The sequence below is a fragment of the Blautia sp. 2227st1_G12_2227SCRN_220401 genome (assembly GCF_039062885.1).
Classification (GTDB): Bacteria; Bacillota; Clostridia; order Lachnospirales; family Lachnospiraceae; genus Blautia_A; species Blautia_A fusiformis.
On sequence record NZ_JBCLNI010000037.1, the window covers coordinates 1 to 26,358 of the forward strand.

29 protein-coding genes and 1 pseudogene are annotated in these 26,358 nt (G+C 38.7%); all 30 read left to right on the plus strand.

Going from position 1 to position 26,358, the window contains the following annotated elements; all coding sequences use genetic code 11:
• Positions 1-2,661 (plus strand): SrtB-anchored collagen-binding adhesin (locus tag ABCM67_RS14530; protein WP_342992951.1); only part of this gene is annotated, 2,661 nt, incomplete at its 5' end.
• Positions 2,662-2,899: 238 nt separating this feature from the next.
• Positions 2,900-3,226 (plus strand): YdcP family protein, encoded by a 327-nt coding sequence (locus ABCM67_RS14535; RefSeq protein WP_005340715.1) that lies wholly within the window; start codon positions 2,900-2,902, stop codon positions 3,224-3,226.
• Positions 3,227-3,241: 15 nt separating this feature from the next.
• The gene (locus ABCM67_RS14540; RefSeq protein ID WP_173828587.1) at positions 3,242-3,625 is read left to right on the plus strand and encodes a YdcP family protein; all 384 of its coding nucleotides are present in this window, start codon (positions 3,242-3,244) and stop codon (positions 3,623-3,625) included.
• 82 nt (positions 3,626-3,707) lie between these two features.
• On the plus strand, positions 3,708-4,370 hold the full coding sequence (locus ABCM67_RS14545) for a response regulator transcription factor (RefSeq protein WP_173828586.1): 663 nt from the start codon (positions 3,708-3,710) through the stop codon (positions 4,368-4,370).
• 89 nt (positions 4,371-4,459) lie between these two features.
• Entirely contained in the window at positions 4,460-5,374 is a 915-nt protein-coding gene (locus tag ABCM67_RS14550; RefSeq protein WP_022621470.1) for an ATP-binding cassette domain-containing protein, read from the plus strand.
• Positions 5,367-6,194 (plus strand): ABC transporter permease subunit, encoded by an 828-nt coding sequence (locus tag ABCM67_RS14555; protein ID WP_021739604.1) that lies wholly within the window; start codon positions 5,367-5,369, stop codon positions 6,192-6,194. The genes ABCM67_RS14550 and ABCM67_RS14555 overlap by 8 nt, the downstream gene beginning before the upstream one ends.
• A 14-nt stretch (positions 6,195-6,208) precedes the next feature.
• Positions 6,209-7,096, plus strand: a complete 888-nt coding sequence (locus tag ABCM67_RS14560) for a HAMP domain-containing sensor histidine kinase (protein ID WP_021739603.1) — start codon at positions 6,209-6,211, stop codon at positions 7,094-7,096.
• 71 nt (positions 7,097-7,167) lie between these two features.
• Entirely contained in the window at positions 7,168-8,562 is a 1,395-nt protein-coding gene (locus tag ABCM67_RS14565) for an FtsK/SpoIIIE domain-containing protein (RefSeq protein ID WP_173828585.1), read from the plus strand.
• A gap of 183 nt (positions 8,563-8,745) precedes the next feature.
• The gene (gene mobT / locus ABCM67_RS14570) at positions 8,746-9,942 is read left to right on the plus strand and encodes a MobT family relaxase (protein WP_342992952.1); all 1,197 of its coding nucleotides are present in this window, start codon (positions 8,746-8,748) and stop codon (positions 9,940-9,942) included.
• A gap of 13 nt (positions 9,943-9,955) precedes the next feature.
• Positions 9,956-10,090 (plus strand): DUF3789 domain-containing protein, encoded by a 135-nt coding sequence (locus ABCM67_RS14575; protein WP_003061156.1) that lies wholly within the window; start codon positions 9,956-9,958, stop codon positions 10,088-10,090.
• 1 nt (position 10,091) lies between these two features.
• On the plus strand, positions 10,092-10,313 hold the full coding sequence (locus tag ABCM67_RS14580; RefSeq protein WP_003060793.1) for a hypothetical protein: 222 nt from the start codon (positions 10,092-10,094) through the stop codon (positions 10,311-10,313).
• A gap of 67 nt (positions 10,314-10,380) precedes the next feature.
• Positions 10,381-10,800: a nuclear transport factor 2 family protein gene (locus tag ABCM67_RS14585; protein WP_003060053.1), complete on the plus strand. Its 420-nt coding sequence runs from the start codon at positions 10,381-10,383 to the stop codon at positions 10,798-10,800.
• Between the two features lie 90 nt (positions 10,801-10,890).
• Positions 10,891-11,187 carry a hypothetical protein gene (locus tag ABCM67_RS14590; RefSeq protein WP_008687105.1) on the plus strand — a complete coding sequence of 99 codons (297 nt, stop codon included), beginning with the start codon at positions 10,891-10,893 and terminating at the stop codon, positions 11,185-11,187.
• Entirely contained in the window at positions 11,106-11,609 is a 504-nt protein-coding gene (locus ABCM67_RS14595; RefSeq protein ID WP_003062492.1) for an antirestriction protein ArdA, read from the plus strand. Before ABCM67_RS14590 ends, ABCM67_RS14595 begins: the two co-directional genes overlap by 82 nt.
• A gap of 17 nt (positions 11,610-11,626) precedes the next feature.
• The gene (locus tag ABCM67_RS14600; protein ID WP_002323345.1) at positions 11,627-12,130 is read left to right on the plus strand and encodes an antirestriction protein ArdA; all 504 of its coding nucleotides are present in this window, start codon (positions 11,627-11,629) and stop codon (positions 12,128-12,130) included.
• Positions 12,131-12,238: 108 nt separating this feature from the next.
• Positions 12,239-12,637, plus strand: a complete 399-nt coding sequence (locus tag ABCM67_RS14605) for a conjugal transfer protein (protein WP_003061368.1) — start codon at positions 12,239-12,241, stop codon at positions 12,635-12,637.
• On the plus strand, positions 12,615-15,065 hold the full coding sequence (locus ABCM67_RS14610; protein WP_003060327.1) for an ATP-binding protein: 2,451 nt from the start codon (positions 12,615-12,617) through the stop codon (positions 15,063-15,065). Before ABCM67_RS14605 ends, ABCM67_RS14610 begins: the two co-directional genes overlap by 23 nt.
• Positions 15,065-17,275: an MFS transporter gene (locus ABCM67_RS14615; RefSeq protein ID WP_003060083.1), complete on the plus strand. Its 2,211-nt coding sequence runs from the start codon at positions 15,065-15,067 to the stop codon at positions 17,273-17,275. The genes ABCM67_RS14610 and ABCM67_RS14615 overlap by 1 nt, the downstream gene beginning before the upstream one ends.
• Positions 17,272-18,279, plus strand: a pseudogene (locus ABCM67_RS14620) (bifunctional lysozyme/C40 family peptidase). The gene ABCM67_RS14615 and the pseudogene ABCM67_RS14620 overlap by 4 nt, the downstream one beginning before the upstream one ends.
• Positions 18,280-18,295: 16 nt before the next feature.
• Complete coding sequence (locus ABCM67_RS14625; RefSeq protein ID WP_003062215.1) at positions 18,296-19,207, plus strand: conjugal transfer protein; 912 nt, start codon at positions 18,296-18,298, stop codon at positions 19,205-19,207.
• A 144-nt stretch (positions 19,208-19,351) separates the two neighbouring features.
• Positions 19,352-19,666, plus strand: a complete 315-nt coding sequence (locus tag ABCM67_RS14630; protein WP_003061887.1) for a DUF6442 family protein — start codon at positions 19,352-19,354, stop codon at positions 19,664-19,666.
• 1 nt (position 19,667) lies between these two features.
• On the plus strand, positions 19,668-19,877 hold the full coding sequence (locus ABCM67_RS14635) for a helix-turn-helix transcriptional regulator (RefSeq protein ID WP_007286202.1): 210 nt from the start codon (positions 19,668-19,670) through the stop codon (positions 19,875-19,877).
• A 14-nt stretch (positions 19,878-19,891) separates the two neighbouring features.
• Positions 19,892-20,221: a DUF3784 domain-containing protein gene (locus ABCM67_RS14640; RefSeq protein ID WP_003061243.1), complete on the plus strand. Its 330-nt coding sequence runs from the start codon at positions 19,892-19,894 to the stop codon at positions 20,219-20,221.
• A gap of 15 nt (positions 20,222-20,236) precedes the next feature.
• Positions 20,237-20,467, plus strand: a complete 231-nt coding sequence (locus tag ABCM67_RS14645; protein ID WP_003060191.1) for a hypothetical protein — start codon at positions 20,237-20,239, stop codon at positions 20,465-20,467.
• 166 nt (positions 20,468-20,633) lie between these two features.
• Positions 20,634-21,404, plus strand: a complete 771-nt coding sequence (locus ABCM67_RS14650) for an ABC transporter ATP-binding protein (RefSeq protein WP_003061398.1) — start codon at positions 20,634-20,636, stop codon at positions 21,402-21,404.
• Positions 21,394-23,361 carry an ABC transporter permease gene (locus ABCM67_RS14655; protein ID WP_007286199.1) on the plus strand — a complete coding sequence of 656 codons (1,968 nt, stop codon included), beginning with the start codon at positions 21,394-21,396 and terminating at the stop codon, positions 23,359-23,361. Before ABCM67_RS14650 ends, ABCM67_RS14655 begins: the two co-directional genes overlap by 11 nt.
• 58 nt (positions 23,362-23,419) lie before the next feature.
• Positions 23,420-24,079 carry a DNA-binding response regulator gene (locus tag ABCM67_RS14660; RefSeq protein ID WP_015517518.1) on the plus strand — a complete coding sequence of 220 codons (660 nt, stop codon included), beginning with the start codon at positions 23,420-23,422 and terminating at the stop codon, positions 24,077-24,079.
• The gene (locus tag ABCM67_RS14665; RefSeq protein WP_007286197.1) at positions 24,076-25,080 is read left to right on the plus strand and encodes a sensor histidine kinase; all 1,005 of its coding nucleotides are present in this window, start codon (positions 24,076-24,078) and stop codon (positions 25,078-25,080) included. The genes ABCM67_RS14660 and ABCM67_RS14665 overlap by 4 nt, the downstream gene beginning before the upstream one ends.
• Before the next feature lie 294 nt (positions 25,081-25,374).
• A complete protein-coding gene (locus tag ABCM67_RS14670) occupies positions 25,375-25,794 on the plus strand; it encodes a sigma-70 family RNA polymerase sigma factor (RefSeq protein ID WP_003061815.1) in 420 nt (139 codons plus the stop codon).
• A gap of 3 nt (positions 25,795-25,797) precedes the next feature.
• Complete coding sequence (locus tag ABCM67_RS14675) at positions 25,798-26,052, plus strand: helix-turn-helix domain-containing protein (protein WP_002322727.1); 255 nt, start codon at positions 25,798-25,800, stop codon at positions 26,050-26,052.
• The last annotated feature ends 306 nt before the right edge of the window (positions 26,053-26,358 follow it).

The window sequence follows — 26,358 nt, forward strand, 5'->3', positions numbered from 1 at the left end:
TGGCAGAGATTGAGCGTACATCTTGGCTGGCAATGTGATAACGTGCGAGCTTCTTATGATGAAATTCCAAAGGCAACACAGGACGAAGTTTTCTCTGGTGTAAAAGCCTTTGTCAAAGAGAATAAAGGACGCTATGAATGTGGCGGTTATATCTACTCTGGCGAGGGGCAGGAATTAGGACAATTCTGGGCGAAACTGAATGTCGGAAATGCGAAACTACAAAAGACTTCCAGTAATACCAGCATTACAAACGGTAACGGGAATTACTCTGTCGCTGGTGCAATCTACGGTGTCTTTTCTGATAAGGACTGCACGAAACAGCTTGCCACCCTTACGACTGATGAAAACGGAAATACAGATGTTGTAGAGGTAAAAGCAGGCACAGTCTATATCAAGGAATTATCCGCACCAGCAGGATATAAAGTAGATAAAACTGTATATTCCTTAAAGATTGAAGCTGGAAAGACAGCGACATTGAACGTATCTGATACGCCAAAAGTAACGGACACTTTGATTGAGCTTTTCAAGATTGACATGGAAACACAGAAAGACAATCCGCAAGGAAACGCTTCTCTAGCAGGTGCGGAATTTACATGGAAGTATTATGTAGGCTTCTATACTAAAGACAATCTCCCTGCCGAAGCTACTCGTACATGGGTTACAAAGACAATCGCTGAAACAGACAGCGACGGGACAACCCACTACATCACAAAATTAGCGGACGCATACAAGGTGTCTGGCGACAGCTTCTATATGCAAGACGGTAAAGCCGTTTTTCCACTTGGAACACTAACCGTTGAAGAAACGAAAGCTCCAAATGGCTACTTACTTGACGGTGCATATATGCAGGCTGGCGATAAGTCCGAACAGATTAAGGGCTTATATGTAACACAGATTACCGAGGACGGCGACCTTGCCGTATTATCTGGAAGTAACCAGTTTTCCGTTTCTGACAAGGTTATCCGTGGCGGTGTCAAAATTCAGAAACGAGATTTAGAAACGGGCGATACAAAGCCACAAGGAAGTGCCACTTTGAAAGATACTGCCTTTGACATCATTTCCTTAAATGATAATGCAGTATTGGTTGAGGGCAAGCTATACAAAAAAAATGAAGTGGTAAAGACAATTCGTACCGATATTGAGGGTGTCGCTTCTACTTCTGCCGACCTTTTACCTTATGGAAAGTTTCGTATCGTTGAAAGTGAAGCTCCAAACGGATATTTGACTGACGGTGCAAAACCGATTGATTTTACAATCACAGAAAATGGAAAAATTGTGGACTTAACCGACAAAGCCCATTCTATCTACAATCAGATTAAGCGTGGGGATATTGAGGGCGTGAAAATCGGTGCAGGCACACACAAGCGTCTTGCTGATGTTCCTTTTAGGATCACAAGCAAGACGACGGGCGAAAATCATGTCGTGGTAACTGATGATAACGGGCAATTCTCCACTTCTGCTGACTGGGCTTCTCATAAGCACAATACAAACGCAGGCAAGACCAGCGAGGACGGTGTGTGGTTTGGGATTTCTGAACCAGACGACAGCAAGGGTGCATTACCTTATGATACCTATATCATTGAAGAAATGCGTTGTGACAGTAACAAAGGCTTTGAACTTATCCCACCTTTTGAAATCGTGGTATCAAGAAATAACCTTGTGGTTGATTTAGGGACGCTGACTGATGAATACGAAAAAGAAATCTCTATCCATACCACAGCGACCAGCAAGGACGGCGAAAAGACTATCCTTGCAGGAAAAGAGGTAACAATCGTTGATACAGTCAAATTGGACGGACTTACAAAAGGCACAAAATATCAGCTCAAAGGCTGGCAGATGTTAAAGGAAGAAAACACCGAGCTTATCATTGACGGGAAACGTGTAGAAAACGACTATACCTTTATCGCTGATGATGAGGAAATGAAAGTGGAAATTTCCTATACATTCAATGCGTCTGCTTTAGGTGGCAAGAACCTTGTTACCTTTGAAGAATTGTATAATTTCAGCAATCCAGACGAACCCGTAAAAGTTGCGGAACACAAAGACATTGAGGACGACGGGCAGACGGTACTTATCACAGAGCGTATCATCAAAATTCATACGACTGCTACCGATAAGGACGGCAACAAAGAGCTTGAAGCTGGAAAAGACGTTACAATCATTGATACGGTTACTTTAGAGGGCTTAGAAGTCGGCACAAAATATCAGTTAAAGGGCTGGCAGATGTTGAAAAAAGAAAATGCAGAACTTCTTATCAATGGAAAGCGTGTGGAAAGTGATTACACTTTTACCGCTGACAGCGAAAACATGAAAGTAGAAGTTGCCTTTACTTTTGACGCTACTTCTTTTAACGGAAAACAGCTTGTAACTTTTGAAGAATTGTACGATTTAAGCAATCCAGACGAGCCGAAGAAAGTTACCGAGCATAAGGATATTGAGGATAAGGGACAGACGATTACCTTTAAGGAAAAACCAGAAGTCCCAAAAGAACCAGAGAAACCCGAAACACCACAGACACCAGAAAAGCCTAGCAGACCTAGCGACAGTCCCAAAACGGGCGATAACACCAACCTTTACGAACTGCTTGTACTTCTTTTAACTTCTGGTGCTGGACTGGCAGGTATCTTCTTCTACAAACGCCGTAAAATGAAGAAATCATAAGGCGGTAATGGTATGAGAAAAGGAAAATCACGCTCTCCGCCGAAGCTGTCAAACGGCAGACTTCCGCTTATTCTGGCTTGTCTGCCAACAACCTGCAAGAACACGGATAGTCAAGGGTGCGTAAGCATTGATTTTACCCTTTACTATCGGTGGGATTGCTGGTACTTCCCGAACCGCCAGAATAAGAAATCACAATCAAAAAACTTATCAAAAATAGAAAGAAACGAGGTAAAACAATATGGAAATGAAATATGTCGTGCCAGATATGGCACAGTCTTTTGGAACTCTTGAATTTGCAGGCGAAAGCGACCATGTTTTTGACAGAGATAAAGATAACCGCAGATTTTTCGCAAGAAGAAGCTATAACCTTTATTCAGATGTGCAGAGAGGGGAAAATGTTGTGGTGGAAATTCCCGTGCAGGCTGGCGAAAAGCATTTCAAGTATGAACAGAAAGTAAAACTTGTCAATCCGAAGTTATACGGCAGAGGTTACGCAATCGGGGATATGGGACATACCGATTATGTGTTGCTTGCTGATGATATTGTAGCAGTTGAAGAAAAGTAAAGGAGTGAAGCATTTATGAGATTATCAAACGGGTTTGTTATTGACAAAGAGAAAACATTTGGAGAATTAAAATTTACAGCGGTGCGTGATGTGTTCTTGCAGAATGAGGACGGGACACCGAGTACCCAGCTTAAAAAGCGTATCTATGATTTGAAGTGCAGTCTGCATGGTGGAATTATCCCCGTGTCCGTACCGCCAGAAGTACCGTTAAGGGAATTTCCGTACAATGCAGTTGTGGAACTTGTCAATCCAGTAGCCGATACGGTATCACGAAAAACCTATACAGGTGCAGATGTGGACTGGTATGTAAAGGCAGAGGATATTGTGTTGAAGAATAAAGGCAATCAGAACGCAGGTAATCCACAGAACCCTACACCGCAGGGACAACATAAAAAATAGGATTGCCGAGTAAAAATTATATTGTAGAGCATACTGCATAACGGTATAATTATTTCATATCAAATATAATGGAGTGATGAAAATGAAGCATATCTTAATTGTTGATGATGATATTCATATAAACAAAATGTTGGACGAAGTTTTAGTACATGAAAGATATATGGTTTCCCATGCTTACTCTGGTACAGAAGCATTATTATTTTTAGCAGATACAAAACCAGATTTGATTTTGCTAGACTTAATGTTACCGGGATTGTCTGGGGAAGAATTATTACCACAAATATCAGATATTCCCATTATTGTTATGAGTGCAAAAGTAAATGTTGAAGATAAGGTATCTCTTTTACTTGGTGGTGCAGTTGATTATGTTACTAAGCCTTTTGATACAAAAGAATTATTGGCAAGAATTACTGTTGCACTTAGAGTTAAAACACCCTCATTAAACAGAACATTAGAATTTGAAGATATTACATTGGATACATTTACTTATGAAGTGTTCATAGAGGACAAAAAAGTAAAACTGACGAGAACGGAATATGCTATTTTGAAATTGTTAATACAAAATCCGAAGCAAGTTATTGTAAAGTCATTTCTTTTAGAAAAAATTAGTGAGGACACACCAGACTGTACTGAAAGCTCATTAAAAATGCACATTAGTAATTTAAGAAAAAAACTTCGTGATATAAGTGGAAAAGATTATATTGAAGCTGTTTGGGGAATTGGATTTAAAATGAGAACAGAATAAATCTTTACTGTTTCTTTACTGTTTTCTTTACCGTTTTCTTTACTCTTACAAGATAGAATAACTATATCAGAAAACAGGAGGTAAAAATCATGGAATATGTTCTTAAAACAAATTCTTTATGTAAGAACTACGGGCATTTTAAAGCACTCAACGGCTTATCAATGAATGTGCCTAAAGGTTCGATTTATGGTCTTATCGGCAAAAACGGAGCAGGCAAAACAACTCTTATACGGTTGATATGTGGTTTACAAGAGCCTACATCTGGCGACTATGTTCTTTATGGCAAAAAGCACATAGATAAGGACATTACAAAATCTCGTCGCAGAATGGGAGCAATCGTAGAAACACCGTCAATTTATGTTGATTTAACAGCGTATGAAAATTTAAAGGAGCAATACAAAGTATTAGGTATTCCCTCTGATGATGGAATTTCCGAAATATTAAAATTAGTTGGTCTTGAAAATACGGGAAATAAAAAAGCAAAAAATTTTTCTCTTGGTATGCGTCAAAGACTAGGTATTGCGGTTGCTCTTGCAGGTTCGCCAGATTTTCTCGTTCTTGATGAGCCAGTCAATGGACTTGACCCACAAGGAATTATAGAAATTAGGGAATTGATCTTGAAGCTCAATCAAGAACATGGAATTACCGTTTTGATTTCTAGTCATATATTAGACGAGCTATCAAAACTGGCAACATACTATGGCTTTATTGACAATGGTAAAATGATAAAACAGATTAGCTCTATTGAATTGGAAAGTAAATGCCGAAAATGTACTCATTTAAAAGTATCAAGCACAAAAACCCTTGCTTATGTTTTAGACACTATGAACATTGAATATAAAATACTTTCTAATACAGAAGCGGATATTTTTGAAAAAGTTAATATTTCAAAATTAACGACAGAATTATCCAAAAAAGATTGTGAAGTTATTTCGATACATGAACATGATGAAAGTTTAGAAAGTTATTTTGTTAGCTTGGTAGGGGGTGCAAGACATGAATAAATTATTATCTGCTAATTTCTTTCGATTAAGGAAAAATAAATGTTTTAGGGGTTCATTAGCTTTTATGTTTGTGATTGGAATAGCTAGCCCACTATTGAGATATAGGGATATGAAACAGTCTGGATATATCAATAATCTTGACAATGGATTTTTCATGTGTGCATTGTTCATAGGAATTATTCTTGCTGTATTTTGTAGTCTTTTTATCGGTACAGAACATAATGACGGAACAATCAGAAACAAAATTATCGTAGGACAGAAAAGAGAAACTATTTATTTATCAAATATGGTAACTTGTTCTATTATTGCAATTACAATGTGTATTGTGTTTTTTGTTCCGTATCTCAGCGTTGGAATTCCTTTACTTGGATTTTTTGTTGCTGATATGAAAATGATTGTAATGATAGGAATAACTGTCTTGGTTTTATCAGTTACATTTGCTTCTCTTTTCACACTTGTAGCAATGCTCTCTCAAAATAAAGCTATTATTGCAGTAGCTTGTATTCTATTTTCATTTGGGCTTTTGTTTGCTGGTGCAATGTGTAATAGAATGTTGGACGCTCCAAAAACTATTCCAGCTTATTCGATAGGAGAAAATGGAGAAAACACAGCTCAAGAAATGGAAAATCCAAAATATTTAGACGGAACAAAACGAGAAATTGTGCAATTCATTTATGATGTAAATCCAGGCGGTCAAGCAATTCAATGTTCAACAATGCAAGTTGTTAATTTAACACGATTGCCTATATATTCCTTAGTAATCGTTATACTTACAACTGGTGCAGGTGTTTGGATTTTCAAGAAAAAAGATTTAAAGTAAAGGAGTGAAAAATTATGCTATGGTTATGGCTTTTCATAAGTGGACTGATTTTAGTGATTGTCTTGTTACTTATCAAGATACATTTATTACGAAAATCTGCAAAAGAAATAGAATGTTCATTCGCTGAAAAGCTCATAACCGATAGTAATACTCTGATTGATATTTCAAGCAACGATAAATATATGTGTCATTTAGCAAATGAAATAAATATCCAGCTACGAAAGCTCCGAGCTGAACGCAGAAAATTTCAAAAAGGCGATATAGAATTAAAAAATGCTGTTACAAATGTTTCTCACGATTTACGCACACCGCTAACCGCAATATATGGCTATTTGGATTTACTTGAACAAGAAGAAAAAAGTGAAAAAGTGAATAGATATATTGCTGTCATAAAAAATCGTACAGAAATGCTAAAACAACTAACAGAAGAATTATTTCGTTATTCTGTGATTTTAACTTCAGAAGAAGATTTAAAAATTGAACCTATTACTATTAACAATGTATTAGAGGAAAGTATCGCTTCATTTTATACAATTTTAAAAGAAAAGCAAATTTCTCCTAAGATTATCATTCCACAGAAAAAGATAGTTCGTAATCTTGACCGTTCCGCATTATCAAGAATATTTGCAAATTTATTGAATAATGTGGTCAAGTACAGTAATGGTGATTTAGAAGTTACATTATTTGAAAATGGAGAAATTCATTTTATAAACCATGCTTCAAATTTGACTGAAATAGAAGTTGGAAAATTATTTGACCGATTTTATACAGTTAATAATGCTAGAAATTCAACTGGACTGGGATTGTCTATTTCAAAAGCATTAGTTGAAAAGATGAATGGTACAATTTCAGCCGAGTATAACAATGAAATGCTTAATATTTGCATTGTGTTTGATTTGTGAAAATAACTTTTTATAGCAGTTAGTCTTATGATTGACTGCTTTTTTCGTACCCAGAAAGGAGTGATTGATTTATGCGTAAGATTTGGAATAAAGGACACCGTATCAGAGCCAGCGACAAGCACCTTGTTTACCATTTTTCCATAGGAACGCTTCTGTTTATATTTGTGGCGGTTCTCCTGCTACTGAATATGAAACAGCTCATGCGTACCGATTGGGAGCATTTCAGCTTGTTAGAGAATGGCTTGACACTCTCCCCTTACAACTTCATAACCATACTGATAGCGACTGGTGCTTGTGTATTGGTCGCTTTTCTGTATTACCGCTTCTGTTACGACAGTTTCAAGAAGCTCCTGCACCGTCAAAAGCTGGCAAGAATGGTGTTGGAAAATAAGTGGTATGAAGCCGATACCGTACAAGACAGCGGTTTTTTTACTGACCTGCAAAGCAGATCAAGGGAAAAAATCGTCTGGTTTCCGAAGATTTATTATCAAATGGAAAAGGGACTGCTCCATATCCGCTGTGAAATCACGTTGGGAAAATATCAAGACCAGCTTTTACGGTTAGAGGATAAATTGGAAAGTGGCTTGTATTGCGAGCTGACCGACAAGACCTTACATGACGGCTATATTGAATACACCCTGCTTTATGACATGATAGCAAACCGCATTACCATTGATGAAGTATGGGCAGAAAACGGCTGTCTTAGGCTGATGAAAAATCTTGTGTGGGAATATGACGCACTCCCTCACGCTTTGATTGCTGGTGGGACTGGTGGCGGTAAAACTTATTTTCTGCTGACGCTCATTGAAGCCTTACTGCATACCAACGCTGTCCTTTACATTTTAGACCCAAAGAACAGCGACCTTGCAGACTTGGGAACAGTCATGCCTAATGTCTATCACACCAAAGAAGAAATGATTGAATGCGTCAATGCCTTTTATGAGGGCATGGTACGGCGAAGTGAGGAAATGAAGCAACACCCGAACTATAAGACGGGCGAAAACTACGCCTATCTGGGACTTCCACCCTGCTTTCTTATCTTTGATGAATATGTGGCGTTTTTTGAAATGTTGGGGACAAAAGAAAGCGTGAGCTTACTTAGCCAGTTAAAGAAAATCGTTATGTTAGGGCGACAAGCAGGTTATTTCCTTATTGTTGCCTGCCAGCGTCCAGACGCAAAGTATTTTTCAGATGGTATCAGAGATAACTTCAATTTCCGTGTGGGACTTGGGCGTATCAGCGAATTAGGTTACGGTATGCTGTTTGGTTCAGATGTGAAAAAGCAGTTTTTCCAGAAGCGTATCAAGGGGCGTGGCTATTGTGATGTGGGAACAAGCGTCATAAGTGAGTTTTACACGCCTTTAGTCCCAAAAGGACATGATTTTTTACAGACTATCAGCTCTCTTGCACAAGCAAGGCAGGACGGGACGGCGACGTGCGAAGCGAAAGGCGACGGCACGGACTAGCCGTTGCTGGTGTGGCGTCAGCCACGCCAGCAGGTAAAACCCCTCGGTATCTAACAGAGGGGTACGTTTGCAAATAGACAATAGACAAAAAACATAGGAAACATAAGGCTTCTGGCATGGTTTTCTAGCAAAAATCGGCTGTGAAGTCGCCTTAAAAAACTTCACACTTTACAGATTGGGGGTATGGTTCTGAATGAAGAACAACGGATAAAAGAATTACGGGAGAAACGGATTGCTTACGGTATCTCACAAGGCAGGCTGGCGGTGGCTTCTGGTATCACAAGGGAATATTTCAACAAGATAGAAAGTGGAAAAATGAAGCCGTCAAAGGAACTTCTGGAAACTCTGCATAAGGAACTGGCAAGGTTCAATCCAGAAGTACCGCTTACCATGCTGTTTGATTATGTGAAAATTCGTTTTCCCACGCTGGATATACAGCACATCATCAAAGATATATTAAAACTGAATATCAATTATATGCTCCATGAAGATTACGGACATTACAGTTATACGGAGCATTATTCTTTAGGGGACATCTTTATCTATACGTCGGCTGACGAAGAAAAAGGTGTCCTTTTAGAGTTAAAGGGGCGTGGTTGCCGACAGTTTGAAAGTTACCTGCTGGCACAACAAAGAAGTTGGTATGACTTTCTCATGGACGCACTCATAGACGGTGGCGTGATGAAGCGTATCGACCTTGCTATCAACGACCATACGGGTATTTTGGATATTCCAGAGCTTGCGGAAAAATGCAGGAAACGGGAATATATCGGAAAGTCCAGAAGTTATAAGTTTTATCAGTCGGGCGAGCTTATCAAGCATAGAGAGGACGACAGAGAATATATGGGACGCACCCTTTATCTTGGTTCGCTAAAATCAGATGTGTATTTCTGTATCTATGAAAAGGACTATGAGCAGTACGTCAAGTTAGGGACACCGCTGGAAGAAGCCGACATTATCAACCGTTTTGAGATACGGCTTAGAAATGAACGTGCCTATTATGCAGTACGAGATTTGCTGACCTATTATGACGCAGAGCAGACTGCCTTTTCTATCATCAACCAGTATGTGCGGTTTGTTGATGAAGAAGCAGACAAGCGAAAAAATGACTGGAAACTCAATGACCGCTGGGCGTGGTTTATCGGCGATAACAGACAGAGCTTGAAGCTGACGACAAAGCCAGAGCCTTACACCTTAGACCGTACATTGCGGTGGGTACAACGGCAGGTAGCACCGACCTTGAAAATGCTGAAAAGGATTGATAAGGGAAACGGAACAGCCTACATGAAAACTATCGAACAGCAGGCAAAGCTCACAGAAAAGCATGAAATGATAATCAAACAGCAGACGACCCCTGCAAAAGATTTAGTAGAAAGTTAGGAGTGATGAAAAAATGTGGGAATTATTGAAAGACTTCCTGCTGGTATCTGTTGGAACGGGTATCGGCGTAGCCTTGATGTGTATTTTAAGTGTTGGCAAAGGAGCTGACTATGAAATGAAGAAATTAAAAGAAAGCGAGGACAAATAACATGAATTTCGGGCAAAATTTGTATCAATGGTTTTTAAGCAACGCACAGAGCTTAGTGCTTATGTCGATTGTGGTTATCGGTATCTACTTAGGGTTCAAGCGTGAGTTTTCAAAACTTATCGGTTTCTTGGTAGTTGCCTTGATTGCTGTCGGCTTGGTATTCAATGCTGGCGGTGTGAAAGATGTACTGTTAGAGCTGTTCAATAAGATTATCGGTGCATAAAATTTTATTGTGGGGCTGATGTATGGGTGCTATAATGTGAAAAAAGAAGTAATCGAGGTGTTCTATTTTGAATGAGAGAGAAAAAATTATTCGTTTATGGTTTGATATGTGGTTGAAACAGCAAGACTTAGGAATAGATAAAATTTTTACAGAAGATGTTGTTTATACGGAAAGCTGGTGTCCTAAATATGAAAATCTTAAAACAGTAAAACATTGGTTTAATGAATGGAATACTCGTGGTAAAGTCATTATTTGGGATATTAAACAGTTCTTTCATAAAGAAAATCAAACTGTCGTAGAATGGTATTTTAAAAATGAAATGAATACGGGAAGCGTTGAAGAATTTGACGGTATTTCCTTAATTGAATGGACAGAAGATAACAAAATCAAATCATTAAAAGAATATGGTTGCAATCTGAATAACTATAATCCATATCAACACAGCGATAACCCTCAATTTAGAGATGAAAAAACAAACTGGTTTTAAAACTTAATCAAATTATATCCATATACATAAAGCAGTTAGTCTTAGGATTGACTGCTTTTTTCTTACCTAAAATCAGATTGGAGTGATGAAATGAGCGATATTTTTAAGGATATGCAGGCAAACGTCGGCTGTGATTATATTTCTAACCTGCCCTCTTACAAGCGTAAAGTGTGGCATGAAATGAAGCGATTACCGCTTACGAATTATGATATAAAACAGTTAGAAGATTTTTCAAAGTATGTGTTTGGTATGTCGTACCAGAGCTTAAAAGATGTGATGAAGCAACAGAAAGGACGTGAGGAACAATGCAGGAAACAAGGGTGCTGGTGGAAACGAGAGGAACAACTGGCGAAGAAACAATATCATACTGGTTCGACCTGCCGATAGATGTTGCCGAGTTTGAAGAAAAGTTAGGTATCGGTGCAGAAAGTGGGGATTATCGTATTATCGAAAAGGTGTTGCCTTATGCTGATGAAGTCCACGAACACACCAGCGTGTACCAGCTCAACGAATTAGATTTTATGTACCGCCAGCTTTCAAGTGATATGCAGGAAGAATATGTATCACTACTTACGGTGTTTGAAAATTTAGAAGCACTTTATATTTGCAGGAACGTGATTATTGTTTATCCCGACTGTAAAAGCATGATAGATGTTGCAAGGCAAAAGCTGATGAACGACCCGATGTTCAAGCATTTATCCGAGGACTGTCAAGAATACTACTTTGACTTTGAAGCCTACGCTTCTCACTTGCAGGAACACGGGAAATTTTTAGTAACAGAACACGGTATCTTTGAACTGCCAGAGTAGGAAATGAGGTGGTGCTTATGATTGATGATATGGCGGTTTATATTGCTAATCTTGGCAAATACAATGAGGGCTATTTAGTCGGTGCTTGGTTCACGTTCCCCATTGACGAGGAAGATGTGAAAGAAAAAATCGGCTTGAATGAACAGTATGAGGAATACGCTATCCATGATACCGACAACTTTCCCATTGCGATTGGCGAGTATGTTTCCATTGAAGAACTCAATGAGATGTATGAAATGATAGAGGAACTTCCCGACTATATTGTAGAGTGTCTGGACGAATTTATCAGCCACTATGGGACGCTGGAAGAAGTCGTGGAACATAAGGACGATATTTACTATTATCCCGACTGTGAAACCATGACAGATGTTGCCTACTACTACATAGACGAATTGCAGGCACTTGGGGACATTCCACCCAGCTTACAGAATTACATTGACTATGAAGCCTACGGGCGAGATTTGGATATGGGCGGTTGCTTTATTGAAACAAGCCGAGGTATGTGCGAGATACCATATTAACGCTGGAAGATCAGCGACAAGCATTGTTGCTACTGACAGCGTATTTCTCTTTTAAGGGACAGTCTGAAAATGGCTGTCCTTTTCTATTTTGAAAGGAGCTGAAAGAACTTGAAAAAGATTAAAAGCTACACGGGTATCTGGAACGTGGAAAAAGTCTTGTATGCAATCAATGACTTTAACTTACCCTTTCCCGTTACTTTTACACAGATTACATGGTTTGTGATTACGGAATTTATCATCATTCTGTTTGGGGATATTCCCCCACTTTCCATGATTGAGGGAGCATTTCTCAAATACTTTGGTATTCCCGTTGCTCTCACTTGGTTCATGTCGCAGAAAACCTTTGACGGAAAGAAGCCGTACAGCTTTTTGAAATCACAGATAACCTATGCCCTGCGACCAAAAATCACTTATGCAGGAAAAGCCGTAAAACTGCATAAGCAGATATTGAATGAAACAATCACGGCAGTAAGGAGTGTGAACTATGTTCCCGATAAAATATATTGACAATAACCTTGTCTGGAACAAGGACAATGAGGTGTTCGCCTACTATGAGCTGATACCATACAACTATTCTTTTCTATCCGCAGAGCAGAAATTTATCGTGCATGACAGTTTCCGACAGCTTATCGCACAGTCCCGTGAGGGTAAAATTCATGCGTTGCAGATTGCCACAGAAAGCTCAATCCGCAGTATGCAGGAACAGTCAAAGAAGCTGGTAACTGGAAAATTAAAGGAAGTTGCCTGCCAGAAGATAGACGAACAGACCGAAGCGTTAGTATCTATGATTGGGGACAATCAAGTGGACTACCGCTTTTTTCTTGGCTTTAAGCTCATGGTTACGGAAGAACAGCTCAATCTGAAGAACATCAAAAAATCGGTGTGGCTGACGTTCACAGAATTTCTCCATGAAGTGAACCACACGCTGATGAATGATTTTGTTTCCATGCCGAATGATGAAATCAACCGTTACATAAAAATGGAAAAGTTACTGGAAAATAAAATCTCCCGTCGCTTTAAGGTGCGTCGCTTGGAAATCCATGATTTTGGGTATCTCATGGAACATCTTTACGGCAGGGACGGTATCGCTTATGAAGATTATGAGTACCAGCTACCAAAGAAAAAATTGAACAAAGAGACGCTGATAAAATACTACGACCTTATCCGTCCGACAAGGTGTGTGATTGAGGAAAGCCAGCGGTATTTACGATTGGAACATGAGGACAAGGAAAGCTATGTGTCCTATTTTACCGTCAATGCGATTGTAGGAGAGCTTGATTTTCCGTCGTCTGAAATCTTCTATTTCCAGCAACAGCAATTCACATTCCCCGTTGATACGAGCATGAATGTAGAAATCGTGGAAAATCGGAAAGCATTAACGACCGTCCGCAACAAGAAAAAGGAACTGAAAGACCTTGATAATCACGCCTATCAAGCAGGAAGTGAAACCAGCTCAAATGTGGTGGACGCTTTAGACAGCGTGGACGAGCTGGAAACTGATTTAGACCAGACAAAAGAAAGTATGTATAAGTTAAGCTACGTCATACGGGTGTCTGCACCCGATCTTGACGAGCTGAAACGCCGTTGTGATGAAGTCAAGGACTTTTACGACGACCTCAATGTAAAGCTGGTGCGTCCTGCTGGGGATATGCTGGGGCTTCATTCTGAATTTTTACCAGCCAGCAAGCGATATATCAATGACTATGTGCAGTATGTAAAATCAGATTTTTTAGCTGGGCTTGGCTTTGGTGCGACACAGCAGTTAGGAGAAACTACGGGTATCTATATGGGCTATTCTGTTGATACGGGAAGAAATGTGTACCTGCAACCGTCCCTTGCCAGTCAAGGTGTAAAAGGTACAGTTACCAACGCTTTAGCGTCTGCTTTTGTCGGTTCGCTTGGCGGTGGGAAATCGTTCTGTAACAATCTTCTGGTATATTATGCGGTGCTGTTTGGCGGTCAAGCACTTCTGTTAGACCCTAAAAGTGAGCGTGGTAACTGGAAAGAAACGCTCCCAGAGATTGCACATGAAATCAATATCGTAAATCTTACCAGCGATAAGGACAATGCAGGGCTTCTTGACCCGTTTGTGATTATGAAGAATGTAAAAGACGCTGAAAGTCTGGCAATCGACATCTTAACATTCCTTACGGGTATTTCTTCAAGGGACGGCGAAAAATTCCCCGTACTTCGTAAGGCAGTACGCTCCGTTACCCAGAGCGACAGTCGGGGCTTGCTCCATGTGATAGACGAGCTACGCCGTGAAGATACGCCCATATCAAGAAATATCGCAGACCATATCGACAGCTTCACGGACTACGACTTTGCACACCTGCTGTTTTCAGACGGTACGGTAGAAAATGCTATCAGTCTGGATAATCAGCTCAATATCATTCAAGTAGCCGACCTTGTACTGCCAGATAAAGATACCACTTTTGAAGAATACACGACCATTGAATTGTTGTCTGTGTCTATGCTGATTGTGATTAGTACCTTTGCCCTTGATTTTATCCATTCGGACAGAAGCATTTTTAAGATTGTCGATTTAGACGAAGCGTGGGCGTTCTTAAATGTGGCACAAGGAGAAACCTTATCAAATAAGCTGGTTCGTGCTGGGCGAGCTATGCAGGCAGGCGTTTATTTCGTTACCCAGTCTGCCTATGACGTGTCAAAGGAAAGTCTGAAAAACAATATCGGCTTAAAGTTTGCATTTAGAAGCACGGATATAAACGAGATAAAGCAGACCTTAGAGTTTTTCGGTATCGACAAGGACGATGAGAACAACCAGAAACGCTTGCGTGATTTGGAGAACGGACAATGCTTATTGCAGGACTTATACGGGCGTGTCGGTGTGGTGCAGATACACCCAGTCTTTGAAGAACTGCTACACGCCTTTGATACCAGACCGCCCGTACAGAGAAATGAGGTGGAGTGATGAAAGAAAGGATAAAAGGTGTGTTCACAAAAAAGAAGATTTTCCACTTTCTCAAAATGGCTCTGTTCGTGGTGGCACTCTCCCTTATCCTGCTTTCACTTTTGGGGACGGTGGCTCATGCGACGGGGCTTGTAGACGATACCATAAACGCAGAAAATCTTTATTCAAAATATCCCCTTTCCAACTACCAGCTTGATTTTTTCGTCGATAATAGCTGGTCGTGGCTTCCGTGGAACTGGCTCGACGGTATCGGAAAATCGGTACAATACGGGCTGTACTGCATTACCAACTTTGTCTGGACTATCAGTTTGTATTTGAGTAATGCAACGGGCTATGTGGTGCAGGAAGCCTATAAGCTGGACTTCATCAATGATATGGCAGACAGTATCGGAAAGAGCATACAGACCCTTGCAGGCGTTACCGAGAACGGCTTTTCTTCTACGGGCTTCTATGTTGGTTTCCTGCTTCTCATTATCTTAGTGGTGGGAATGTACGTTGCTTATACGGGACTGATAAAACGGGAAACCAGCAAAGCACTTCACGCTGTTATCAACTTTGTGGTGGTGTTCGTGCTGTCCGCTTCATTTATTGCTTATGCTCCCGACTATATCAAGAAGATAAATGAATTTTCATCAGACATCAGTACCGCTTCTTTGGATTTGGGAACAAAAATCATGCTCCCTAACTCCGACAGCGAGGGTAAGGACAGCGTGGACTTGATACGGGACAGCCTATTTTCTATTCAAGTGGAACAGCCGTGGCTCTTGCTTCAATTCGGGAACAGCAACGCAGAAGAAATCGGGACAGACCGTGTAGAAGCTCTCGTATCGGCAAGTCCAGAGGACGAGGACGGGAAAACCAGAGAGGAAGTCGTGAAAACAGAAATCGAGGACAACGACAATAACAATCTGACAATACCGCAGGTCGTGAACCGTTTGGGTATGGTGTTCTTCCTCTTGTTCTTTAACTTGGGTATCACGATATTTGTATTCTTGCTTACGGGCATGATGTTGTTCAGCCAGATACTTTTTATTATCTTTGCAATGTTTTTACCTATCAGTTTTTTACTTTCCATGATACCGAGCTATGAAAGCATGGCAAAGCAGGCAATCGTGAGAGTATTTAATACCATAATGACACGGGCAGGAATAACGCTCATTGTAACGGTGGCATTTAGTATTTCCAGTATGTTTTACAACATTTCCACAGACTACCCATTCTTTATGGTGGCGTTCTTGCAGATAGTATGTTTCGCTGGTATCTACATGAAGCTGGGCGACTTAATGAGTATGTTCTCACTTAATGCTGGCGACAGTCAAAGCATGGGACGACGCATATTCCGCAGACCGTATCTGTTTATGCGACATCGGGCTAGGCGTATGGAACACCGTATTGCAAGGGCGGTAAGTGCTGGCGGTATTTCGGGCGGTGTAGCTGGTGCGGTGGCTGGAAGTGCCGTTGCTGGCAAGAGAGCCGAAAGAAAAAATACGGCTTCTAAAGAAAATCGGGGCAATACCACTTCCAGCATGGGACAGCGTGCAGGTTCAAAAGTCGGTGCTGTTTTAGATACGAAAAATAAAGTGAAAGACAAGGCAAACGCTGTCAAAGAGAATATCAAGGATATGCCGACACAGACCGCTTATGCGGTGTATTCCGCAAAGGAAAAGGCAAAGTCCAGCGTGTCCGACTTCAAGCGTGGCATGGTGCAGGAACAGCAGTCCAGACAGACGGGACGCTTGGAAAAGCAGGAACAGCGTAAGAAAAATATCGCTGACAAACGTATGGAGCTTCAAAAGGCACAAGAAGCAAGGCAGGTACAGCGAAAGGCTGACGGATCAGCGACAACGGGAGCTACCCGTCCCCATGAGCGACCAGTCACAGCTTCAACCATTCCAAAGCCGAGTGTTGAAAAAATGCAGGAAGTCAAACGCCCAGCCACAGCTCCAACTCCGAAAGCAAGTGAGCCAGTCAAGACAAATGTTATCAAAGAGCGTCCGTTATCTTCTGGTGCTTCTGATAAGAAAGCACCCCAGCCTACACAGACAGTACATAGGCAGAATGTAGAAAAAGTGGTATCGCAGGAAACACGCCAGAATGACACCAAAGACCGCAGGATAAAGGTTCAGCAGACCCAGAGCGTCCAGAAGAACCAGCAGACCATAGAGAAAACCCGTAACCTTGTAACGAAGAAAGGACAGAAGAAAAAATGAAACTGAAACATATCGCTATCATTGGCAGTCTGTTTCCTATCCTCTTTTCTCTGGTGCTTTTCTTTGGCGTCCTCATTAGTGCGGACAGCGACGACGAGAACAGCAATTTTTCTTCTGGCATTACGGGTATGAACCTATCCGCAGAAGTCTTGAAACATCAGCCTATGGTAGAAAAATACGCCAGAGAAAACGGTATCTCCGAGTATGTCAATGTGTTACTTGCTATCATTCAAGTAGAAAGTGGCGGTACGGCAGAAGATGTTATGCAGAGTTCGGAAAGTCTTGGTTTACCGCCTAATTCCTTAGATACGGAAAGCTCAATCAAGCAGGGGTGTAAGTATTTTGCGTCCCTGCTTTCTTCCTGCAAAAATCAAGGTATCGACGACTTGAATGTAGCGATACAGTCTTATAACTATGGCGGTGGCTATGTGGGATATGTGGCAGGAAAAGGAAAAAAACACACTTTTAATCTTGCAGAGAGCTTCGCCCGTGAGAAATCGGGTGGAAAGAAAGTAACCTACACCAACCCGATAGCCGTTGCTAAGAATGGGGGCTGGCGGTATGGCTATGGAAATATGTTCTATGTGGAAGTAGTCAATCAGTATTTAGCAGTTCCGCAGGTATCGGGAGAACTGGCACAAAAGGTAATGAATGAAGCGTTGAAATATCAAGGCTAGAAGTATGTGTATGGTGGCAGTAACCCGAATACTTCCTTTGATTGTTCGGGATTGACGCAATGGTGCTATGGAAAAGCTGGTATCTCCTTACCGAGAACAGCACAAGCACAGTATGACGCAACCCAACATCTGCCACTCTCGCAGGCAAAAGCAGGCGATTTGGTGTTTTTCCATTCCACCTATAACGCTGGTTCGTATGTAACACACGTCGGTATTCTTGTTTCGCCGACACAGATGTACCACGCAGGCGACCCGATAGGATATGCAGACCTAAGTAGTAGTTACTGGCAACAGCACTTAATCGGTGCAGGACGAGTAAAACAATAGAAAGGACTTGAAAAATATGTTTAAGAAGAATAAGAAACAGACAGAAACTATCAAAGAACCAAAAGAAAAAAAGGTGCGTACTGTCAAGGTAGGCACACATAAGAAAACCGTGATTGCGTTGTGGGTGGTGCTTGTCGCAAGCGTGAGCTTTGGGGTGTATAAGAATTTTACGGCTATCGACCAGCACACCACCCATGAAAAAGAAATCATTGAACTTTGCTTGCAGGACACCAACGGGATAGAAAATTTCGTGAAAAACTTTGCGAAGTCCTATTACACATGGGATAACAGCAAAGAAGCTATCGAAGCAAGGACGCAGGCAATCAGCGGTTATCTGACAAAGGAATTGCAGGACTTAAATGTAGACACCATTAGAACCGATATACCGACCAGCTCCACGGTTACAGATGTGATTGTATGGCATATCGAGCAATCGGGAGCGGACACTTTTTCTGCTACCTACGAAGTAGATCAGCAGATAAAAGAGGGAGAACAGACAAGCAATGTGAAAGCAACCTATACTGTAAAAGTCTATGTGGACGCAGACGGGGATATGGTAATCGTTCAAAACCCTACCCTTGCACCAGCAGTTGAAAAATCAGACTATGAGCCTAAGACACCAGAAGCAGACGCAAGCGTGGACGCTGATACGGTAAATGACGCTACCGCTTTTCTGGAAACATTCTTTAAGCTGTACCCAACAGCGACGGAAAAAGAGCTTGCTTACTATGTATTGGGAAATGTGATTGAACCTATCGGCAGGGACTACCTTTATTCTGAACTGGTAAACCCTATCTTTATAAAGGACGGCGACAATGTGAAAGTCAAGGTTGCGGTAAAATTCATTGATAATCAGACAAAAGCGACGCAGGTATCGCAGTATGAGCTTGTGCTACATAAGGATAGTAACTGGAAGATTGTAGGATAAATGATATAGCGTGCATTTCCTATCAGATTTGCACGCTTTTACAAAACGACAAGAAAACTGTGCAAAAATATTGACTTGTAATGACCGAATGCTATAATATAAATGACAAGTGTACTTGGTATTATTTGAAGGGAGCGTTATATAATGGATAAAGAAAAAATACTATCACAAAACAAAAAAGAGAATCTATATCTTGATGAATACGAAAAACATATTAAACTTCAAGGGAAATCTTTTGGCTTAATGTTTGTTTTATTTATCTGCATTTTAATTCTTTTCATTAAAGCAGTTTGTAAAGAACCTTACTATGACATAATGACAATTATTGGGTCTGTGGCATTTGGCTCTATGGGTTATGAAGCACATATTTCAAAAAATAAATCCAAATTTGTTATTGCTTTATTCTTTTTTCTATTTATGGGGTATTACTTTTATAAATTTTTAATGGTAGGTTTATAGAATGGACGAACATTTAATTTTGCGAAACAGATTAAAAACTGTACGAAAAGAAAAAAAATTATCACAAACAGAATTAGCTGAACTAGTCGGGGTTTCTCGGAATACAGTTAGTTCTATTGAAACTGGACAATTTAATCCAACAGCAAAATTGGCATTAGTGCTTTGTATAGCTTTAGATAAAAAATTTGAAGAATTATTTTATTTTGATTAAAGGAGAGAACGATTATGGAATTAGAGGAATTGATTGTTGAAATAGTTATAGGATTGTTTTTACTTTTTACATCTTATCAAATAGGTATAAAAGAGAATATTACTTTATTACATGGTTATCATTATACACAACTTGACCCTAAAGATAAAAAGGTGTTTACAAAAAAAATAGGAATAGGCACTTTACTGGTTAGTATTGGTATTCTTGTTATGCCGATTATCAATTTAATCTCTCATTCTGAATTAGGCTATTACATAGGTCTTATTTTGATTGTTGTAGGAGTGTTTTATATCATATTCATCATTGTAAAATACAATGGAAAACTTATTAGCTTTAAAAAGTAGAATTGAGGTATGAATATGATAGGACTGAACAAAAGAGATATAAAAAAGGCATTGAAAGCTGGTGCAAAAGCTGGCGGTGTATCATTGGCTGATGTTCGGGCGGATATTGAAGCTACGATTGATGAAGCTATGAATAGCACCGACCCAGAGGTGCAGGCAAATTTCAAAAAGTATTTTGGGAATAAACGCCCTACACCAGAAGAATATATTTATATCATTACGAAAAAGACAAAGGCAAAATTATAATAAAAGGGTCGTGGAAATGCTTCACAAAATTGTGATCTGCATTATCACGGCTCTTTTACTCTCTGTTTACTTTCAAAACTGTAAGTGTAATTGAATACTGCCCTTGCTATAATTTAATTGTATTCCAAAACAAATAAATGTGGCAGGAAGAAAGGAGCGATTTTTAATGGAACACATTTTAAATTTAGAGCAAGTAAAAAAATACTACGGGGGTAACTCTGGAAATATCACAAAGGCAGTAGACGGTATTTCTATGTATGTAGATAAGGGCGAATTTGTCGCAATCATGGGAGCTAGTGGTTCTGGAAAGACTACCCTATTAAACTGTATCTCTACGATTGATACTGTAACCAGCGGACACATTACAGTCAATAATCAAGATATTACCAAAATCAAGGATAAAGATTTTGCTGATTTCAGACGTGAAAATTTAGGGTTCATTTTTCAAGATTTCAACCTTTTAGATACTTTAACGATTGGAGAAAACATTTCTTTATCATTGGTTATCAACAAACAGAACCCTACTGATATTGAGAAAAGAGTTCATGCTATCGCCGATAAATTGGGTATTCGTGATATTTTATCGAAATTTCCTTATGAAGTTTCTGGCGGACAAAAACAGCGTTGTGCTTGTGCTAGAGCCTTAATCAATGAACCGAAACTGATTTTAGCTGATGAACCGACGGGAGCTTTGGACTCAAAAGCTTCCAGATTATTACTGGAAACAATGTCTGAAATCAACAAGAAAATGCAGGCTACTATTTTAATGGTAACACATGACCCGTTTAGTGCGTCTTTCTGTGAACGTATTTTGTTCTTGAAAGACGGTAAAATATTCAATGAAATTTTCAGAGGGGAAAAAAGCAGAAAAGATTTCTTCAATGAAATACTGGATATATTAACCTTGCTCGGAGGTGAAGTGGGAAATGTTAGGTAAGTTAGCGTATAGAAATACAAAAAGAAATATTAAAGATTATTTGATTTATCTGATAACCGTTACTGCATCCTTTTCTCTTATATTTGCTTTTAATTTGGTGGCAAATTCTGATGAAATTGTAAAGTTATGTTCCAGTATGGATGCATTTAAGAATTCATTGTTCGCTGTAAATATTCTTATTATTTTTGTGATATGCTTTTTGATCAACTATACAACGAAATTTATGTTTGAAAAAAGAAGTAAAGAATTAGGAACATATATGCTTCTTGGCATTAAGAAAAAAGAAATTGCCCACTTAGTTGTAATTGAAAATATACTGTTGGGAATTTTAGCATTTGTATTAGCTATTCCTATTGGCTTTTTATTCAGCCAGTTTGTGTCGTTAGTAATTGTAAACTTACTGGGTATTCCAAAAACTCTCTTTATTTCTTTGAATTTCGTTTCTATTGGACTATTGATAATTTATTTTTTAACTATTTATGTTTTGGTTTTGCTTAATCTATTAAGAAGAATAAGTAAAATGACGATACGTGATTTTCTTTATTTTGACAAACAAAATGAAAAGAAAATGTTCCGTGACAGTAAAAAAAGAAATGTCATTTTTGTTTTAAGTATTATTCTTGGTGCGATTTCTCTTTTTCTCTGGAATTCACGTTGTACTATGGATAATTTTAATAAGCAAGAAACACTTACTTATTTGATGGTAAGCGTAATCATGTTGATTATCAGCATTTATGGTATATCTACAACTTGTGCAGATATGTTCTTGACTGTTTTGTTAAAGAATAAAAAAATGAAATATCAAAATGATAATCTGTTTGTAGCAAGAACATTTGCTTCTAAAGCAAGAACAATGAGCTTCACATTTGGTACATTGTCTATGTTGATTTTAACTTCACTGCTGGCTCTGAATTATTCTAGTATCAACAAAGCTTCGTATGATATCAGCGTGAATTTAAATGCACCATATGATGTACAACTCTTTGATGATAAGCAGGTATTTGATGAATATATTCGAGTAATTGAAGAAGAATATACGATTGTTAATACCATTGAGTACAACATTTATAAAGAGCCGAATCATCAGGTACAAAATTTCTTCCAATCAGAATATTATGATTTTGACCCAGTCTTGAAGTTAAGTGATTATAATAGGTTACTGGAATTAAGAAAGATGCCGTTGCTTTCTTTAAATGATAACGAATACTATATAGTTACAAATAGCAAGTTTGCATATAAGGTTGAAGATAACAAAGATATTGAAACCATAACAGTAGCAAATAAAAATTTGAAATTAAAAGGATATGACACTAAGTCTTATTGGAACTCTATAACTAATACTGGCAGATTTGTTGTTGTACTTCCAGATAAATATGTTCAAGGACTTGAAGTATCAGAAAATCATTTGATTATAGATACAAAAGAAGATACAGACGCAGAATTAGAAAATAAGATAAAAGAAGATATGCAACATCAATTAGTAAAGGTTGATGAAAATGGAGAAATAAATGATGAGTCGTATAGAGTAAACGTAAGAGGTGCAGAAATAGAACAACAAAAAGCAATGGTTGCAATAGTAGCCAGTCTGTTTATGTACATTGCATTTATTTTGATTTCCGCAGTAGGAACAATTTTGGCAGTTCAATCATTGAGCGACTCTACTAAATACAAATATCGCTACTTGACCTTGCGAAGATTAGGAATAAATGATAAGTCGCTATTTAAGACAATCAGAAAACAATTATTGATATTATTTTGTGTCCCTGCAATATCAGCAATATTATGTTCTTTTGTGATGATGTCGTCATTGAATAATGTGTATCAACAAATTTTGGGAGATAAACACCTTTATCTAATGTACTTTGGCTTGAATTTAATTATCTTCTTCCTAATTTATAGTATTTACTGGATAGCAACGTATATCGGTTTCAAACGAAATATCAATGAGGAGAGTTAGATTTTTCTAGCTCTCCTGCTGTGAAATTATTATAATGGTAAATCAAGGGGGTGTTGAAATGAGAATAGCAATTATCGAAGATGATGAAATCACTCGTTTGGAGCTTTCTAAATTATTGAACACACAAGGATATGAAACAGTTTTATTGATTGACTTTGGAAACCTGACAGATGAATTAAAGCAATATTCCATAGAACTGGTTCTGCTTGATATTAACCTGCCGTATGAGAATGGCTATGAAGTATGCAGGAAAATAAAACAAGTCATGCCAGTACCGATTATCTTTGTAACAAGCAGAGATACAAATGCTGACGAATTGAAAAGTATTCAAGTGGGTGGGATTGACTTCATCACAAAGCCGTATGACACGCTTATTCTTCTTGAGAAGATCAAGCGTGCATTGCAGTTATCAAACCCGAATAATTTCCGTGAGCTTGTTAAAAAAGATTGTACCCTTGATTTACATTTATCTATTTTGAAGTATCAAGAGAAAAGCATTGAATTGACAAGAAATGAATTTCGTATTTTATACTACTTCTTTATGAACGAAGATAAAGTTATCAGTAAGGAAGAACTATTGGAAAAGCTGTGGAACGACAAATATTATTTAGACGAAAATGTATTACTGGTTAATATGACCCGTCTAAAAAAGAAAATGAAAGAAATCGGTATTGTTCATTTATTGGAAAATATACGAGGAAAGGGTTGGAAACTGTGAGCTTTTTTACATTCTTAGAAGAAAAAATAACAGAGATATTGTTTCAGCTTTTCTTTCTTGCCTTAGTAGCATTTCTCTTGATTTTCTACGGTGTAGATACGCTATTTGTTGTATTGCTGGTAATTCTGTTCATCAGCATACAAGGGCTTTTTCAATGGTGTTTGTATCGGAAGAAACGTAAGGCTTCGCAACATATTATTGATTTAGTAGACGGACTGGAAGAAACCTACTATATTGCAGATGTTTTACCAAAGCCAAAAGAATTTCAAAATGAAGCCTATTACTACGCACTAAAAAAAGCCTGCAAATCTATGAATGATGAAATCGGTAAAATCACAGAGGAAAAGCAGGATTATCAAGAATATGTGGAAAGTTTCGCCCATGAAATTAAAATACCGATAGGAGCATTGTCTTTGACGTTCGATAATACGAAAAATTACACGTTAAAAAAAGAAACAGACAAGATATTTCAGTTGGTGGAACAAATGCTCTACTATGCAAGGAGTGAAAATACGGAAAAGGACTATTTTGTAAAACAGTTGCAGTTAGACGAAGTGATACATAATGTCATTCTGAAATTTCGTCATTCACTTATGGAAAGGAAAGTAATTATCAATATCCATGACATAGAGAATGTTGTATATACTGATGAAAAATGGCTGACATTCATTCTATCTCAAATCGTGCAAAATGCGATTAAGTATTTTGACAAGCAGGAAAACAAACTGACGATATACAGTCAAGACAACGGAACAAATATACTGCTTGTAATTGAAGATAATGGCTGTGGAATAAAAACGTCTGATTTATCCCGTGTATTTGAAAAAGGCTTTACTGGTTCTAACAGAAACAAGGCAAATGCAACAGGTATGGGACTGTATCTATCTAAAAAATTATGCGATAGGTTGGGATTGAAATTGGATATTGCTTCTACGGAAAAAGAATATACAAGACTGACAATTATATTTCCAAAAGGAACAGTTCATAATTTTTCAGAGTAATTTGAAAAACCATGCCAACATTGATACGGTGCTTTAAGGGGGCTTGCGTTATGGAAAGCTTTAAGTACAATTATTTGCAATCAAATCCCACCTAATAGCACACTATTAAAAATTGAATATGTTTTAGCTTTAAAGGCTCGTACAGACTATATGTTTTGTGCGGGCTTTTTTCATACCCGAAAAAATTTAAAAAATTTTTCAAAAGAGGTCATTAAATCACACCTAGCTGTCCTTATATGGTGCGGAAAGAGGGATAAACACTTTTCAAATCATAAAGGAAAGGAGGTGAGATTGATGAAACCGTCTGACTTCCAGAAAACAGTTCAATGTCGTTTTGAAAGTTGTTTAAAGAAAGTTGTCCGTAGTGTCGTGAAAGATTATTACAAGGAATTAAACCGTCGTAAGAATAAAGAAATATCTTTCAGCGAATTGCCAGATGTCCTTGTTGATAAAATGGCTGTTTGGGACGACTACGAAACAGATTATACAATCTTTTCAGTATGTGGCATTGATATTCGTGTCCTTGATGATGAATTGGCAGAAGCCTTGAAGAAACTTCCAGAAAGAAAACGCAATACTCTGTTGATGTATTACTTCTTGGAAATGACAGAAAGTGAAATTGCCAACTTGCAGAAAATCACGCAAAGCGGTGTATTTAGAAACCGACATCACGCTTTGGAAACTATGAAAAAAATACTCAAGGAGGAACATTAGAAAATGAAACAGTTATTTAAGAAACCGTCTTATTACTTGATTTCATCAGCTATGGACGGAAACGAAAAAGCGATTGAAAAATTACTGGCATTTTATGACCCTTACATATCAAAGTGCTGTTTGCGTTCACTTTATGATGAATACGGCAATGTTTATATCGTTGTAGATATGGAATTAAAAGGACGTATCAGAGAAGCACTTATCAAAATGATTTTAGGTTTTGATATTGAAGATATGGACTTAGAACCAGAAGAATAAGCAGTTTTTAGCGGAGCATGATTTAATATCCCCCTCTTTCCTGCTCTGCCACCTGCTTTTATATGAAAGCAACACGCTTTCACCACAGCTCTTTGACAACTGAATAAAGCAGACAGATACGTTTGTGAGATGGCGAGCCACGGGGACTGTACGCCACGACCTTTTCAAAAGAAAGCGAGCGACCCACGCAGTGATCCGAGAGCGACTGTTGGAAAAGTTGTTTTGCCACGACCTATCCTCACAGAATAATGATACGTCCGCATGGTGCGGTTCTGCCCACAAGAATGGGAATAGTTGAGATACTAA